At 72.0% G+C, this 15,356-nt stretch carries 15 protein-coding genes and 1 pseudogene; 12 read left to right on the plus strand and 4 right to left on the minus strand.

Annotated elements, in window-relative coordinates:
• Positions 1-20 precede the first annotated feature (20 nt).
• From R2740_RS00225 to R2740_RS00245, 5 genes and pseudogenes are all read left to right on the plus strand, one after another.
• On the plus strand, positions 21-695 hold the full coding sequence (locus R2740_RS00225; protein WP_371300651.1) for a Type 1 glutamine amidotransferase-like domain-containing protein: 675 nt from the start codon (positions 21-23) through the stop codon (positions 693-695).
• A 226-nt stretch (positions 696-921) separates the two neighbouring features.
• The gene (locus tag R2740_RS00230; protein WP_371300652.1) at positions 922-2,715 is read left to right on the plus strand and encodes a multicopper oxidase family protein; all 1,794 of its coding nucleotides are present in this window, start codon (positions 922-924) and stop codon (positions 2,713-2,715) included.
• Between the two features lie 53 nt (positions 2,716-2,768).
• Complete coding sequence (locus tag R2740_RS00235) at positions 2,769-3,821, plus strand: 1-aminocyclopropane-1-carboxylate deaminase (RefSeq protein WP_371300654.1); 1,053 nt, start codon at positions 2,769-2,771, stop codon at positions 3,819-3,821.
• Positions 3,822-3,887: 66 nt separating this feature from the next.
• Positions 3,888-4,666, plus strand: a pseudogene (locus R2740_RS00240) (CoA transferase subunit A).
• Positions 4,663-5,289: a CoA transferase subunit B gene (locus R2740_RS00245; protein WP_371300655.1), complete on the plus strand. Its 627-nt coding sequence runs from the start codon at positions 4,663-4,665 to the stop codon at positions 5,287-5,289. Before R2740_RS00240 ends, R2740_RS00245 begins: the two are co-directional and overlap by 4 nt.
• A 4-nt stretch (positions 5,290-5,293) precedes the next feature.
• On the opposite strand, the gene R2740_RS00250 is transcribed toward R2740_RS00245, so the two are convergent.
• Positions 5,294-5,989 (minus strand): VOC family protein, encoded by a 696-nt coding sequence (locus R2740_RS00250; protein WP_371300656.1) that lies wholly within the window; start codon positions 5,987-5,989, stop codon positions 5,294-5,296.
• Between the two features lie 68 nt (positions 5,990-6,057).
• Between R2740_RS00250 and R2740_RS00255 the strand changes: the two genes are divergently transcribed.
• The 4 genes from R2740_RS00255 (at position 6,058) to R2740_RS00270 (ending at position 9,042) form a co-directional block, all read left to right on the plus strand.
• Positions 6,058-6,714 carry a class I SAM-dependent methyltransferase gene (locus R2740_RS00255; protein WP_371300657.1) on the plus strand — a complete coding sequence of 219 codons (657 nt, stop codon included), beginning with the start codon at positions 6,058-6,060 and terminating at the stop codon, positions 6,712-6,714.
• An 87-nt stretch (positions 6,715-6,801) separates the two neighbouring features.
• Positions 6,802-7,557 carry a cytochrome c biogenesis CcdA family protein gene (locus R2740_RS00260; protein ID WP_371300658.1) on the plus strand — a complete coding sequence of 252 codons (756 nt, stop codon included), beginning with the start codon at positions 6,802-6,804 and terminating at the stop codon, positions 7,555-7,557.
• A 28-nt stretch (positions 7,558-7,585) separates the two neighbouring features.
• Positions 7,586-8,554 (plus strand): rhodanese-like domain-containing protein, encoded by a 969-nt coding sequence (locus tag R2740_RS00265; RefSeq protein ID WP_371300659.1) that lies wholly within the window; start codon positions 7,586-7,588, stop codon positions 8,552-8,554.
• A 32-nt stretch (positions 8,555-8,586) separates the two neighbouring features.
• Complete coding sequence (locus R2740_RS00270) at positions 8,587-9,042, plus strand: SRPBCC family protein (protein WP_371300660.1); 456 nt, start codon at positions 8,587-8,589, stop codon at positions 9,040-9,042.
• A 3-nt stretch (positions 9,043-9,045) separates the two neighbouring features.
• Here R2740_RS00270 and R2740_RS00275 read toward each other — a convergent pair whose 3' ends face one another.
• Positions 9,046-10,545 carry an MFS transporter gene (locus tag R2740_RS00275; RefSeq protein WP_371300661.1) on the minus strand — a complete coding sequence of 500 codons (1,500 nt, stop codon included), beginning with the start codon at positions 10,543-10,545 and terminating at the stop codon, positions 9,046-9,048.
• 107 nt (positions 10,546-10,652) lie between these two features.
• Here R2740_RS00275 and R2740_RS00280 point away from each other — a divergent pair, with 107 nt between their 5' ends.
• Positions 10,653-11,411 (plus strand): TetR/AcrR family transcriptional regulator, encoded by a 759-nt coding sequence (locus R2740_RS00280; RefSeq protein ID WP_371300662.1) that lies wholly within the window; start codon positions 10,653-10,655, stop codon positions 11,409-11,411.
• A gap of 14 nt (positions 11,412-11,425) precedes the next feature.
• Here R2740_RS00280 and R2740_RS00285 read toward each other — a convergent pair whose 3' ends face one another.
• A complete protein-coding gene (locus tag R2740_RS00285) occupies positions 11,426-11,815 on the minus strand; it encodes a VOC family protein (RefSeq protein WP_371300663.1) in 390 nt (129 codons plus the stop codon).
• Between the two features lie 20 nt (positions 11,816-11,835).
• A complete protein-coding gene (typA, locus tag R2740_RS00290; RefSeq protein WP_371300664.1) occupies positions 11,836-13,734 on the minus strand; it encodes a translational GTPase TypA in 1,899 nt (632 codons plus the stop codon).
• Between the two features lie 193 nt (positions 13,735-13,927).
• Between typA and R2740_RS00295 the strand changes: the two genes are divergently transcribed.
• Together R2740_RS00295 and R2740_RS00300 are read left to right on the plus strand one after the other, a co-directional pair.
• Positions 13,928-14,476, plus strand: coding sequence for a SigE family RNA polymerase sigma factor (locus tag R2740_RS00295; protein WP_371300665.1), 549 nt, complete (start codon positions 13,928-13,930; stop codon positions 14,474-14,476).
• On the plus strand, positions 14,473-15,327 hold the full coding sequence (locus R2740_RS00300) for a hypothetical protein (protein WP_371300666.1): 855 nt from the start codon (positions 14,473-14,475) through the stop codon (positions 15,325-15,327). Before R2740_RS00295 ends, R2740_RS00300 begins: the two co-directional genes overlap by 4 nt.
• Positions 15,328-15,356: the final 29 nt, after the last annotated feature.

The following is a 15,356-nucleotide window of genomic DNA, read 5'->3' on the forward strand; positions in this document are numbered from 1 at the left end:
CCCAGCCACCCGGGAGCACCATGAAGCTTCTCCTCACCTCTGCGGGCGTCGCCAACGCGAGCATCGAGCGGGCCCTGGTCGACCTCCTCGGCAAGCCGATCAGCGAGTCGAGCGCGCTGTGCATCCCGACGGCGCAGTACGGCCATCCCATGGTCGGACCGGGCATCAAGCCCTGGGAGTTCATCAGCGGCAACGAGAGGCTGCCGATGGTCGACCTGGGCTGGAGGTCGATGGGCGTGCTGGAGCTGACCGCGCTGCCCAGCATCGACGAGGAACGCTGGATGCCGCTGGTGCGCGGGACCGACGCGCTGCTCGTCGCGGGCGGCGACGTGCTCTACCTCTGTCACTGGATGCGCGAGTCCGGGCTGGCCGGCCTGCTGGACGAGCTCGACGAGACGGTCTGGGTCGGACTCAGCGCCGGCAGCATGGTGCTCACCCCCGAGGTCGGCGAGGACTTCATCCAGTGGCGCCCGCCCAGCGGCGACCTCAGCACCCTGGGGCTTGTCGACTTCTCGATCTGCCCCCACCTGGCCCCCGACGGCAGGCCCGGCAACTCGATGGCCGAGGCGCTGGCCTGGGCGGAGGGCATCGACGGGCCGGCGTACGCCATCGACGACGACACCGCCATCCAGGTCGTCGACGGAGAGGTGACGGTGGTATCCGAGGTCCAGTGGGCGCTGCTCACCACTCCATGACATCGCCAAGACAGTGGAGTGACAGTTCACCTGTAGTACTACTGGACGTCGTAGCGGGCCCCTAGCGTCACGGGGCATGGCAGCTTACGAAGTCACCCGTCGTGCGCTGCTCCGGACCTCCCTCGGGGCGGGGTCCGCCGCAGCCTTCTACCACGTTCTCGGTGGATGGGGCCGCGCTTATGCGGAGCCTCTCGCCGCCGGTCTCGCAGACCCGGCGCGCCAACGCATGTTCGCCTACGACGCGCCCAACGCGCTCGCCCCGGACTTCCGGTTCAAGCCCGTGGTCAAACCCGGCTTCGACCGCTACGACGTCCGGCTGCGCAAGGTCAGGGCCAACACCGGCCTGGTCAACCGCAACCACCGACGGGTGACGACGCCCGTCTACGCCTACGGCGACGCCGACGGCTACAGCTGGCCGGGCCGGACCTTCGTCGCCCATCGCGACCGGCAGGTCCGCGCGGCCTTCCGGAACCAGCTTCCCCTCGGGAAGGAGCACCTGCTGCCCGTCGACACGTCCGGGCACTGGGCCTACTCCCTGCACGGCTACCGCAACCGCACCATCGTCGACGACGGAGTCCCGATCGTCACCCACCTGCACGGAGGCCACACCCGCAGCGACTGGGACGGCTTCCCGGAGTACTTCTACACCCGCGGCTACGGCGTCACCGGGCCCGGCTTCCCGGGACGGGTGCACATCTTCGACAACGACCAGGAGGGCGGCTTCCTCTGGTACCACGACCACGTGCTGGGCATCACCCGCCTCAACGTGTACGCCGGCCTGGCCGGCATGTACTTCCTGCGTGACGACGTCGACACCGGCGGCCGCAGCAACGCCCGCGGCCTCCCCTACGGTCCGCACGAGCTGGCCTACGTCATCCAGGACCGGATGTTCCGCAACAACGGCTCGCTGTTCTACCCCGCCTTCCCGGGCGACCCCGCCTGGGCGGACTTCATCACCGACGAGGGACTCAACGACGAGGAGGTCCCGCAGCCCTCGGCGCTGGCGGAGTTCTTCGGCGACATCGTCACCGTCAACGGCGTGGTCTGGCCCCGGGCCGAGGTGGAGGCGCGGCACTACCGGGTCCGGTTGCTCAACGGGTGCGACTCGAGGTTCCTCGCGATGCAGCTCCGCGTGGTCCCCGAGGGCGCCACCAGTCTCGACGGCGCCTCGGAGCCGTTGCCGTTCTCCATCATCGGCTCCGACCAGGGGCTCGGCCGGGTCGAGCAGGTCGACCACGTGCTGATGGGCCCCGGCGAGCGGCTCGACCTGGTGCTGGACTTCCGTGGGCTCAAGGGCAAGCGGGTGATCCTGGCCAACACCGCGGCCGACGCGCCCTTCGGAGGAGACCTCGACGGCGACCCCGACGACTTCTTCCCCGACCGGCGTACCGACCGGCTGCTGGCCTTCGACGTCGTCCAGCCGTTCCGCGTGGGGATCCCCGACTCGTTCGACCCCTCGGACCCGGGGCACTACGCCGGCGTCGCCGGTCCGGTGGCCAAGGTCCGCAGGCTCGCGCTCTACGAGGGCACCGACGAGTACGGCCGGCTGCAGCCCATGCTCGGCACCGCCGAGCCGACCATGGACGCCAGCGGTGCGATGGTCGACGGCGCCCTGCCCTGGCACATGCCGATCACCGAGAATCCGCTGATCGACACCACCGAGGTGTGGGAGATCTACAACAACACCATGGACGCCCATCCGGTGCACCTGCACCAGGTGAGCTTCGAGGTGCTCGACCGGCGTGCGTTCACTGCCGACCTGGTCGACCAGCCGGTGATGCAGCACGACGGGGCGATGGGGCACGGCGCACGGATGAGCGGCACGGTCGTGGACCCGACGCCGCTGGCCGCCTCGGGCCACTACACCGCCAGCCCGAAGGACATGGTCACCGCGCTACCCGGTCAGGTGACCCGGATCAAGATGCACTGGGACGTGCCCGGACGCTACGTCTGGCACTGCCACATCCTCTCCCACGAGGACCACGACATGATGCGGCCGCTGGAGGTGGTCACCAGCTGAGGCTCGCGCGGCGGCGGCCCCGGCCGCCGCTCGGCCGCCACTAGAGTCCGGTCATGAGCGCCACCACCCTGGCGGACTTCCGCCGCGAGCCGCTGCTGTTCGGACCGTCCCCGATCCACCCGTTGCCGCGCCTCAGCGAGGCGCTGGGCGGACGCGTCGAGATCTGGGCGAAGCGCGAGGACTGCAACTCCGGGATCGCCTTCGGCGGCAACAAGGTGCGCAAGCTGGAGTACCTCGCCGCCGAGGCGATCGACACCGGCTGCGACACGCTGGTCTCGATCGGCGGCATCCAGTCCAACCACACGCGGCAGGTCACCGGGGTCGCGGCGCACCTCGGGCTGAAGGCGGTCACCGTCCAGGAGGGCTGGGTCGACTACCCCGACCTCGCCTACGACAAGGTCGGCAACATCCAGCTGACCCGGATCATGGGCGGCGACCTCCGGATCGACCCGGCCGGGTTCGACATCGGGATGCGCGACTCGTGGAAGCGGGCGATCGACTCCGTGGTCGAGGCGGGCGGCAGGCCCTACCCGATCCCGGCCGGCGCCTCGGACCACCCGCTGGGCGGGATGGGCTTCGCCAACTGGGCGGTCGAGGTCGAGGCCCAGGAGGCCGAGCGCGACACCTTCTTCGACCACGTCGTGGTCTGCACGGTGACCGGCTCGACGCACGCGGGCATGGTCGCCGGCTTCGCGCTGTCGGACCGCCCCGGACGCAGGGTGGTCGGCATCGACGCCTCCGGGACCCTCGACCAGACGCGTGACCAGGTGTGGCGGATCGCCTCGGCGACGGCGGAGCGCATCGGGCTCGGCCGGCCGCTGCGCGACGACGAGCTGACCCTGGTCGACGGCTATGTCGGGCCGGCGTACGGTCTGCCGGACCGGACGACCGTCGAGGCGATCCAGCTCGCCGCCCGCACCGAGGGCATGCTCACCGACCCGGTCTATGAGGGGAAGTCGATGGCCGGCCTGATCGGCATGGTGCGGTCCGGGGAGATCCCAGCGGGCTCGCGGGTGCTCTACGCACACCTCGGCGGCCAGCCGGCGCTGTCGGCGTACGCCGGCTATCCGGGGCTCGGCGCGCCGGAGCGCGAGCTGTCGCACTGACGGCCCCCGGCGCGGCACCCACGCCGCGCGGCACTAGCCTCGGGACGAGGCAGGAGGAGGAGAGCGATGGACAAGGTCGTCGAGTCGGCCGCGCAGGCGGTCGCGGACATCACCTCGGGATCGTCGTTGGCCGTGGGGGGCTTCGGTCTGTGCGGCATCCCGTCGGTGCTGATCCAGGCCATCCACGATGCGGGCGTGGTCGACCTGGAGGCGGTGTCGAACAACTGCGGCGTCGACGAGTGGGGACTCGGCGTGCTGCTGCGCGACAAGCGGATCCGGCGGATGGTGTCGTCCTACGTCGGCGAGAACAAGGAGTTCGCCCGGCAGTACCTCGCCGGTGAGCTGGAGGTGGAGCTGACCCCGCAGGGCACGCTGGCCGAGCGGCTGCGCGCCGGGGGTCGGGCATCCCCGCGTTCTTCACGGCGACCGGGGTCGGCACCCAGGTGGCCGACGGCGGGCTGCCGTGGAGGTACGACGACGAGGGCAACGTCGCCATCGCCTCGCCGGCCAAGGAGGTGCGCTCCTTCGCCACGGCCGAGGGTGCGAAGGACTTCGTCCTCGAGGAGGCGATCGTCTGCGACTTCGGGCTGGTGCGCGCCTGGCGCGGCGACCGGCACGGCAACCTGGTGTTCAACAAGTCCAGCCGCAACTTCAACCCGCTGGCCGCGATGGCCGGCCGGGTGACGATCGCGGAGGTGGAGGAGCTGGTCGAGCCCGGCGAGCTCGACCCCGACTCGATCCACACGCCGGGGGTCTACGTGCAGCGGGTGGTGCCGCTGACCCCGGAGCAGGCGGCCGAGAAGCGGATCGAGAAGCGCACCGTCTCCGAGGGGGTGGCCCGATGAGCTGGACGCGCGAGCAGATGGCCGCCCGGGCGGCGAGCGAGCTGGCCGACGGGTCCTACGTCAACCTCGGCATCGGGCTGCCCACGCTGGTGCCCAACTACGTCCCCGACGACGTCGAGCTGGTGCTGCAGAGCGAGAACGGCATCCTCGGCGTCGGGGCCTACCCGACCGAGGACCAGGTCGACCCCGACCTGATCAACGCGGGCAAGGAGACCGTCACGCTGCGCCGCGGGGCGTCGTTCTTCGACTCGGCGACGAGCTTCGGGATGATCCGTGGCGGCAAGATCGACGCCGCCATCCTGGGCGCGATGCAGGTCTCGGCGAAGGGTGACATCGCCAACTGGATGATCCCCGGCAAGATGGTCAAGGGCATGGGCGGTGCCATGGACCTGGTCCACGGCGCCAAGCGGGTGATCGTGCTGATGGAGCACGTCGCGCGCGACGGGTCCTACAAGATCGTCGAGGAGTGCTCGCTGCCGTTGACCGGCCTGGGCGTGGTGCAGCGGATCATCACCGACCTGGCCGTCATCGACGTCACCGACGCCGGCCTGGTGCTGCGCGAGCTGGCGCCCGACGTCACCGCCGACGAGGTGCGCGAGAAGACCGAGCCGCCACTGGGCTAGCCCCTCAGGACCGGGTCAGCCACAGCTCGTTGTCGCTGGGGTCGGCCAGCTCGACGCGGCCGTCGTACGACGCGAGCCGGGTGGCGCCCAGCGCGACCAGCCGGTCGGCCTCGGCGTCGAGGTCGTCGGTCGCCAGCTCGAGGCGCTGCCGGTTGGGGCCGTGCTTCGGCACCAGTGGCGGCCCGCCCCAGGCGATCTTCGTGCCGCCGGCCGGCGACTGCACCGCGGTCTCCTCGTCCTGATCCCACACCAGCGGCCAGTCGAGCGCCTGGCTCCAGAAGACGCCCACGGCGCGGGTGCCGTCGCAGGCCAGCTCGCCGAGGAGGCCGCACCCCGCGAGGAAGGCGTTGCCGGCCTCGATGACGCAGAGCTCGTTGCCCTCGGGGTCGGCAAGCACCACGTGCCCCTCCTCGGGGCGCTGTCCCACGTCGACGTGGTGCCCGCCGAGGTCGAGCGCGCGGGTCACCGACGCCGCCTGGTGCTCGGGAGTCTCGCTGGTCACGTGCAGGTGCACGCGGCTCTGCCCGGACTTCACGCTGTCGCTCGGCACGAACCGCAGCGCCACCTCACCCGGTGGGCCCGGCAGCAGCGGACCGCGGGCGTCGCCCACGAGGTCACGTCCGAGCAGCCCGGCCCAGAACCGGGCCAGCTGCCCGGGGTCGCGGGCGTCGCAGGCGAGTGCGACCAGTCGGCTGCCCATCCCGGCACGCTAGGTCGCCGACCCACGGCGGGCAACCGGTTTCCGCCGGGCGTGGGAGGATCGCGGTGATGCCCCCCGCCGCGCCGAGGTACTCCGAGGAACCCGCCGACCCGCGGGCCTACACGCGTCGCAACGACCGCCTCTACTCCCGCTTCGCCCGCGTCTACGACGTCGTCGCCAAGTCGCTGCCGGTCTGGCGTCGCTGGCTCGGCACGGCCATCCCGCTGATCGAGGGGCCTCGCGTGCTGGAGGTCTCCTTCGGCACCGGCTGGCTCCTCACGCAGTACGCCGACCGGTTCCGCACCGACGGGCTCGACCTCAACCCGGCGATGCTCGACGTGGCCGCCCGCAACCTGGCCAGGGCCGGGAAGCAGGCCGACCTGCGGCTCGGCAGCGTCGAGGCCCTTCCCTACCCCGAGGCGACCTTCGACACGGTGGTCAACACGATGGCCTTCACGGGCTACCCCGACGGCGCGGCCGCCGCGGCGGAGCTCGCCCGGGTGCTCAAGCCCGGTGGCCGACTGGTGCTCGTCGACATCGCGTTCCCGCGTGACGGCAACCGTCGCGGGACGGCGCTGGTCCAGTGGTTCTGGAAGCCGTTCGGCGACCTGGTGCGCGACGTCGCCCCGCTGCTCGCCGACGCCGGCCTCGACGTCACCGAGGAGGAGGTCGGTGGCTGGGGGAGCGTGCACCGCTACCTCGCCGTCAAGCCGGCCGGTCGCTGACGAGGAGCTGTCAGGATCCGGCGCTTGATACCCCCCGGGGTATAGTGGTCGGGCCCCGTCCGTCCGACCCGAGGATCCAGCCGCGCCATGACCGGAGCCGAACTCAGCCTGCTCGGCGCCTTCGTCGGCGGCCTGCTGTCCTTCCTGTCCCCGTGCGTGCTGCCGGTGGTGCCGGCGTACGTCTCCGTGGTGACGGGGCTCAGCGTCACCTCGGTGCAGGAGGGGGGACGGTCGCACCTCGGTCAGGTCCTGAAGACCTCGCTCGGCTTCGTCCTCGGCTTCAGTGTCGTGTTCGTGCTGCTCGGGCTCTCGGTCACGGCCGCCGGTGGGGCACTGCTCGCCAACAAGGTGCTGCTGACCCGGATCTCCGGGCTGGTGGTGCTGGCGATGGCGCTGTTCCTGCTCGCGTCGCTGGCGGTGCAGGCTCCGTGGCTCTATCAGGAGAAGCGCTGGCACCCCCAGCTCGACCGGTTCGGCCCGTTCGCGGCCCCGGTGGCCGGGGTGGCGTTCGGCTTCGGGTGGACCCCCTGCATCGGGCCGGTGCTGACCAGCATCCTGGCCGTCGCCGCGAGCACCGGTCAGCTGGGCCGCGGTGGGCTGATGCTGGTCGCCTACTCCGCGGGACTGGCCGTGCCGTTCCTGGCCGCCGCGCTGGCGCTGGACCGGATGGCCGGCACCTTCGGTTTCGTGAAACGGCACTTCCCGGCGATCACGGCCGCGTCCGCGGTCGTGCTCGCGGGCTTCGGAGTGCTGCTGGCGCTCAACCGGATGTCCCTGGTGACCACCGCCACCCAGTCGATCCTCTCCGCCCTCGGTCTCGACGGCCTGCTGGGCCTCGGCTGAGCCACGCCCACCCCGAAAGGAACCACCCATGACCTCCACCCAGACCCGCGCCGAGCAGCGTGAGGCCCGGACCGCCGCCCTCAAGGCCGAGGCCGCGCGCCGACAGCGCCTCCGGGTTGTCGCGGTGGTCGCCGCCGCGCTCGCCGTCTTCGCCGCCGTGGGGGTGCTGGCGCTGCGGGACGCCGGCGGGGGCAGCACCGTCGACGGCGCCTACCACGCCTCGCGGGAGTCGTTCCGGCTGCCCGGCCTGCTCGACGACCAGCCGGTCGACCTCGGCGACTACGCCGGCACGCCGGTCGTGGTCAACTTCTTCGCCTCGTGGTGCGTCTACTGCAACGAGGAGCTGCCCGGCTTCGTGCAGGTCGCGCAGGCGACGGACGGCCAGGTCGCCTTCGTCGGCGTCGACACCAACGACACCGGCGACGGCGCGGCGATGGCCAGTCGGTTCGACCTCGCCGGCGCCGGCTTCGCGCTGGCCCGTGACATCGGCCAGGAGCCCGCGGCGGACCAGTGGTCGTCGTACGGCTCGCAGGGACTTCCGGTCACCGCGTTCTACGACGCCGACGGCAACCTGGTCGACTTCGCCGGCGGGATGCTCAGCCAGGCCGACCTGGAGCAGCGGCTCAAGGACGACTTCGGTGTCGACGTCGACGCGCCCGACGCCGCCGAGCTCGGTGCGCCGGTGATCCCGCTGATCCCGCGGGGCGCCTACGAGCTGCTCGCCCGCCAGTCGGGCAGCGGAGCCGTGGTCGTCGACCTGCGGGGTGCCGACGAGTTCGCCGCAGGACACCTGCCCGGGGCGGTCGACGTGGGCAGCGACGGGCTGGCCGACGCGATGGCCGGCTGGGACCCCTCGGTGAGCTACTTCCTCTACGACGCCGACGGCACCGGCGCCGAAGCCGCCGCGACCCAGATGCACGACGCGGGCTTCAAGCACGTCTACTTCATCGAGGGCGGCTTCGCCGCCTGGGTGGACCAGGGCATGCCCACGTCGTAGCCAGCGAACCTGCTCGGGACTAGGGTCGCACCATGGGCGACCGCGTGTCCGTCAGTCGGGAGATCGCCGCGTCACCCGAGACCCTCTACGCGATGGTGGCAGACCTCCCGCGGATGGGGGAGTGGTCGCCGGAGAACCAGGGGGGCCGCTGGCTCGATGGTGCCGCCGAGGCCAGCCCCGGCGCCCGGTTCCGTGGCCGGAACCGGCACGGCTGGCACTCCTGGAGCACCCTGGTGACGGTGGTCGACGCCGAGCCCGGTCGACGCTTCGCCTTCCGGGTGGACCTCGGGCCGGTGCCCATCTCGCAGTGGACCTACGAGCTCGAGGCCGTGCCCGCCGGGTGCCGGGTGACCGAGTCGTGGGCCGACCGGCGGCCGCGCTGGTTCGTGCCCATCGCGGCCCTGGCCACCGGGGTGGGTGACCGGACGCCGTACACCCGGGACGGGATGGCCCAGACCCTCGAGAGCCTGGCCGCGGCTGCGACGTAGGTGTCAGTGCTCCTCGGTCGCGTGTGAGTCGGTCAGCACCCGCGTGCCCACCACGGTGATCACGGCCACCAGGCCGGCGAGGATGGCGAAGCCGATCCGCTGGCTGCGCAGGAACTCCTCGACGACCGGCTGCGACCAACCGGACGTCGGCAGCGTGGTGCCCATGACGGCCGCGGTCACGGTGCCGATCACCGCGACGCCGAAGGAGTTGCCGATCTCCTGTGCGGTGTCGTTGAGCGCGGACCCGAGGGAGGTGTGGTCCTCGGGCAGCGCTTCGATCAGGGCGACCGCCGAGGTGGTCATCACCACCCGCATGCCGACCGCGAGTAGGACCAGGCCCGCCGCGAAGAGCGGATAGCCCGCACCGAGCGCCACAATCAGCACGAGCAGCGCGGCCAGCAGCGAGCCCCCGCCCACCAGCGCCGTACGCCGGTGGCCGAGGCGGTCGACCAGGGCATCGGTGAGCGGGCCCGCGAGGAACATGCCGGCGACCAGCGGGAGGGTGCCGAAGCCGGCGAGCATCGGGCTCCAGCCCCAGGCGTACTGGAACAGCTGGGTCCCCGCGAAGCTGACGCCGACCATCGCGATCATCGCCGAGGTCTGCAGGATGGCGCTGCCGCGCACGGTGGGTCGGGAGAAGAGCCTCAGGTCGAGCATCGGGGTGGTCGTGCGCCGCTCGCGGACCACGAAGCCGGCGCCGCACAGCGCCGCGGCCAGCGCGGAGGCGAGCGTGGTGACCGCGAGCCAGCCGTCCTCGACGGCCAGCGTGAAGGTCAGCAGTCCGGTCGCGAGAGCGGCGACCGAGAGCAGCGCGCCGGGCAGGTCCGCTCCGCCGGGTCGCAGGTCGGCCGGGTCGTCGACGGTGATGCCCCGGTGGACCCCCCACCAGGCAAGGGCGGCGATCGGCGCGTTGGCCACGAGGAGCACCTGCCAGGGCAGGTGGGTCACCGCCAGGCCGCCCAGCGCGGGGCCGACGATGACGCCGATCATCGCGACGCTGACGATCAGGCCGATCGCCCGGCGGCGCAGCTGGTCGTCGTCGAAGAGCCGGTAGGTCAGCGACATGGTGCCGGGCGCGACCAGGGCGGCGAAGACGCCGAGCAGGGCGCGCACCGCGATCAGCTGCCCGGCGCTGCTCACCGCGAGGACCAGCAGCGAGGACAGGCCGAAGCCCGCCAGCCCGACCAGCAGCATCCGGCGGCGGCCGAGCCGGTCGCCGAGGGTGCCGCCGACGAGCAGCAGGCCGCCGAAGGTGAGGGAGTAGCCACCGACGATCCACTGCAGGCCGGTGGGGCCGACGGCGAGGTCGCGGCCGATCGTCGGCAGCGCGACGGTGAGCACGGAGTTGTCGACCATCTCCACCAGCATGGTCAGGCAGAGGGCGAGCAGGGCCGGGGCGGCGGCCCACAGGGAGGTGGGCCTGGGGCGCCGGCCGGGCGTGGTGCCCGGGGACGTCGTGGTGGGTGTGGTGCTGGCGGTGGATGACGAGGCGGTGGTGGTCATCGGGGGCCTCCCTTCCGAGAACTGGGTGTCGAACGTTGTTCGAGTCGAACTGTGTTCGAGAATAGAACGATGTTCGAAATCCGGCAAGTCGGCGCTAGGGTGAGGCCATGCCGCCCCGCCCTCGGAGTGACCGTCGACCCGGCCGTCGGGTCACCCTGTCGCGCGAGCAGATCGTCGAGACCGCGATCGCGGTGCTGGACCGCGACGGCATCGGCGGTCTGACGTTGCGCGGGCTCGCGGCCGAGCTGGGGGGAGGGTTGGGCAGCGTCTATTGGCACGTCGACGGCAAGGCCGAGCTGATCGAGCTGGCCTGCGACGAGCTGATCGGCAGGGCGTTGGAGGCGGCCGGTCCGCCCGGCGGCGCCGCGGCCGACGTACCGTCACCGCCGATGGAGGTCGACCTCGAGACTTCCGACCCGGTCGTGCTGGACGCCGTCGACCGGCTGCGCCGGATGGCGATGGCGCTCTTCTGGCAGCTCGACCGGCATCCGTGGCTGGCCGTGCAGTCGCAGGCCGCCTTCGCCGGCGGGTCCAACGGCCTCCTGGTCTGGGAGCGACTCGGCAGGCCGCTGGCCGACCTCGGCCTGACGCCGCGCCAGCAGTTCCACGGGAGCACCGCCCTGATGGGCTACGTGCTGGGCGTGGCCTCGGTGATGGCGGAGCAGGGTGCAGGTGCCGACCGCGAACGGTCCCAGGAGGAGCAGCTCGAGGACGTGGTGGAGGGCTGGCTGGCCGACGCCCCCGAGGAGCTCACCTGGGTCCGCTCGGTCGCCGACGAGTTCGTCCACCACGACGACGTGGCGCAGTTCAGCGCCGGTCTCGACCTGCTGCTGCTCGGCCTGGTCCGCCAGGCGCTCGCCGGCTGAGGGGCTGCTCGGCGTCAGGCCTCCTCCACGAACTTCACCTGGTGGCCCTCCGGGTCCTGCGCCCAGGAGAAGCGGAGCCGACCGTCGGGCGAGACGGCCGGGTCGCGCAGGTTGGTCGCCCCGGCCGCCAGCGCACGGGCGTGCCAGTCGTCCACGCTGTCGCACCACAGCACGACCTCGCTGGAGGCGGTCGTTCCGCTGGTGGCCTCGAGGCCGGTGTGCCGTCTCAGCGCCTCGATCGAGGTGAGGCCGATCCGCGCGCTGCCGGCCTGGACCTCGGCGTGCTCGACCTGGCCCTCGTGGGGTGCTCGGAACGCCTCCGGCAGCCCGAGCGCCACGAAGAACGCGAGCGTCCGCTCGACGTCGCGGCAGAACAGGTTCACCTGCATCGTGACCTCGGCCATGGCGTCAAACTACGCGGTGGCTACTGCGACCGCCGGGCCCGAGCGGCGGCCTTGGCGCGCTCGTTCTGGTCTAGGTTGACCTTGCGGATCCGCACCGTCTCGGGGGTGACCTCGACGCACTCGTCCTCGCGGCAGAACTCCAGGCACTGCTCGAGGCTCAGCTTGCGCGGCGGGACCAGCTTCTCGAAGTTGTCGGCCGTGGAGGAGCGGATGTTGGTCTGCTGCTTCTCCTTGGTGATGTTGACGTCCATGTCGTCGGCGCGGGAGTTCTCGCCGACGATCATGCCCTCGTAGACCTCGGTGGTGGGCTCGACGAACATCACGCCGCGCTCCTGCAGGTTGGTCATGGCGTACGCCGTCGCGGCGCCGGCGCGGTCGGCCACCAGCGAGCCGGTGGAGCGGGAGCGGATCTCGCCGGCCCACGGCTCGTAGCGCTCGAAGACGTGGTGGGCGATGCCGGTGCCCCGGGTCTCGGTGAGGAACTCGGTGCGGAAGCCGATCAGTCCGCGGCTCGGCACCACGAAGTCCATCCGCACCCAGCCGGTGCCGTGGTTGGTCATCTGCTCCATCCGGCCCTTGCGGAGGGCGAGCAGCTCGGTGATGGCGCCGAGGTACTCCTCGGGGGCGTCGATGGTGAGCCGCTCGGTGGGCTCCTGCAGCTTGCCGTCGACCTCACGGGTGACCACCTGCGGCTTGCCGACGGTCAGCTCGTAGCCCTCGCGTCGCATCTGCTCCACGAGGATCGCCAGCGCCAGCTCGCCGCGGCCCTGCACCTCCCAGGCGTCGGGCCGGTCGGTGGGCAGCACCCGCAGCGAGACGTTGCCGATCAGCTCGCGGTCGAGCCGGTCCTTGACCAGCCGGGCGGTGACCTTCGCGCCCTTGACCCGGCCGGCCAGCGGTGAGGTGTTGGTGCCGATCGTCATCGAGATGGCCGGCTCGTCGACGGTGATCAGCGGCAGCGCGACCGGGTTGTCCGGGTCGGCGAGGGTGTCGCCGATCATGATCTCGGGGATGCCGGCGATCGCGGCGATGTCGCCCGGTCCCACCTCGGCGGCCGGCACCCGCTCCAGCGCCTCGGTCATCAGGAGCTCGGAGACCCGGACCTTGGAGGTCGAGCCGTCGCGCTGCATCCAGGCGACCGTCTGCCCCTTCATCAGGGTGCCCTGGTGGACGCGCACCAGTGCCAGCCGGCCGAGGAACGGCGAGGCGTCGAGGTTGGTGACGTGGGCCTGCAGCGGCGCTCCCTCGTCGTACGTCGGCGCGGGGATGGTCTCGAGGATGGTGCGGAACAGCGGCTCGAGGTCGGGGGAGTCGGGCAGCCCGCCGTTGTCGGGCATCTCCAGCGAGGCGCGGCCCGCCTTGGCGGAGGCGTAGACGACCGGGAAGTCGAGGGCGTCCTGGCTGTGGCTCTCGTCGAGCAGGTCGAGGAACAGCTCGTAGGTCTCGTCGACCACCTCGGCGATCCGCGCGTCGGACCGGTCGACCTTGTTGACCACCAGCACCACCGGCATGTCGGCGTTGAGCGCCTTGCGCAGCACGAACCGGGTCTGCGGCAGCGGCCCCTCGGAGGCGTCGACGAGCAGCACGATGCCGTCGACCATCGACAGCCCGCGCTCGACCTCGCCACCGAAGTCGGCGTGGCCGGGCGTGTCGATGATGTTCACGGTCACCGGGCCGCCGGCGATGTCGAGGGCGGCTGGGCCGGCGTAGGACACGGCCGTGTTCTTCGCGAGGATGGTGATGCCCTTCTCCCGCTCCAGGTCGCCGGAGTCCATCACCCGGTCGGCGACGCCGACCTCCTCCTGGTGGGCGGAGAACGCTCCCGCCTGGTGGAGCATCGCGTCGACCAGCGTGGTCTTGCCGTGGTCGACGTGGGCCACGATGGCGACGTTGCGCAGGTCGGTGCGGGTCGTGGGCATGGGTGTCCTTGCTCGTGCGGAGGTGACGCCGGGTGCGCGGCGTACGACGGGTGGTGGCGCGCCGCGGGGATCGCTCCGCGCCGCGGCGGCTCGAGTCTATCCGCGCGGGGTGTCGCCGCCCGAATCCGCCGGGAGCGGGAGAAACTCGCCGGCGTCGGGCAACCAAAGGCTCGGGGGCTGCGTGTCAGGGGACATGGAGAAGCACACGGGGGCGAGCGCCGGCGGAGCTGCGCTGGCCGCGGTCGACCCGCTGGTCGACTTCGAGGCCTACGTGCGGGCCAGCGAGCGCAAGCACCAGCGGCTGGCGTTCCTGCTGACCGGCGACCTGGCAGCGGCCGAGGACCTGGTGCAGTCGGCGTACGCGAGGCTCTATCCGCGCTGGGACAAGGTCCGGACCTACGACGCCCCTGACGCCTACCTGCGCAAGGTGATGGTCTCGGTGCGCACCTCCTGGTGGCGGCGGCACAAGAACCGGGAGTGGGCGACCGACGAGCTCCCCGAGCTCAGCGGCGCGGCCGACCACGGGGCGGACGTGGTGGAGAGCCAGGCGTTGCTCGGGGCCTTGCGGTCGCTGCCCGACCGGCAGCGGGCAGCGGTGGTGCTGCGGCACTGGTGTGACCTGTCCGAAGCGGAGACGGCGTCGATCATGGGCTGTTCGCTCGGGACGGTGAAGAGCAACACGAGCAAGGGCCTCGCCCACCTGCGCGCCGCGCTGGGGCAGGCCGAAGGGGAGGCGTCATGAGTGGCGCGGATCGCGACCCGATCTTCGAGGGCCTGGACCGGCTGGCCGGACTCGCCGACCGCGAGGTCGCCGGCGACCGGATGCCCGACATCCGGCGGCGGGTGCGGGTGGCCCGGCAGCGCCGCGTGGCCGCCATCGGCGTGGCGGCCGTGGCGGCGGTGGCCGTCGGCCTCGGCGTGTGGCGGGTGCTGCCCGTCGACGACAAGCCACAGCCGGCGCCCCAGCCTCCGGCAGGGATCTCGCAGACGGTCCATCCGCAGGTGACCTCGGTGGCGCCCGGGGTGCTCGACATCCGAGTCACCATCACCGGCAGGTCGTCGGCCTACACCGACGCCTCCGGGCGCCCGGTCGCGGCGGGCCCCGCGGTGGTCCGCCTCAGCGTGGACGGCCAGGAGGTCGCGGGGATCCCGGCCTCGAAGGACGCCTCCTGCGAACCGGGCGGAGAGGTGTCGACGTACGTAGCGCGCTTCCCCACTGGCAGTGCCTCGTCGGTCTTCGCGGTTCCGGTGGAGGGTGCCGGGGAGCACCGCGTGGAGGTGCGGGCGTCCTACTGTGCCGACGGCGAGGTGTTCGAGTCGGTGGCCACGGTGCTGGCCACGACCGACACGGCCTTCGACGTCGTCGACGAGACCCGGGCCGACCTCGACGGTGACGGGGCGGACGAGTCGATCCAGCTGCTGATGCCGCCGGCGGGGACCGACGCCGACCAGCAGGTGCGCGTCACCTGGGCCGACGGGGTGGCGCAGGACGAGCCGCTGCCGAACACCATGCTGAATGGGGCCTCGAGCCGCGGTCCGCGACCTCGACGGCGACGGGCGCGGAGGTCGTCGTGTCGAAGGGAGCGGCGGTGAGACGGCGCTGTCGAGTCTATCGCGTACGC

The organism is Nocardioides sp. (assembly GCF_041393715.1).
In the GTDB taxonomy this organism is placed as follows: Bacteria; Actinomycetota; Actinomycetes; order Propionibacteriales; family Nocardioidaceae; genus Nocardioides.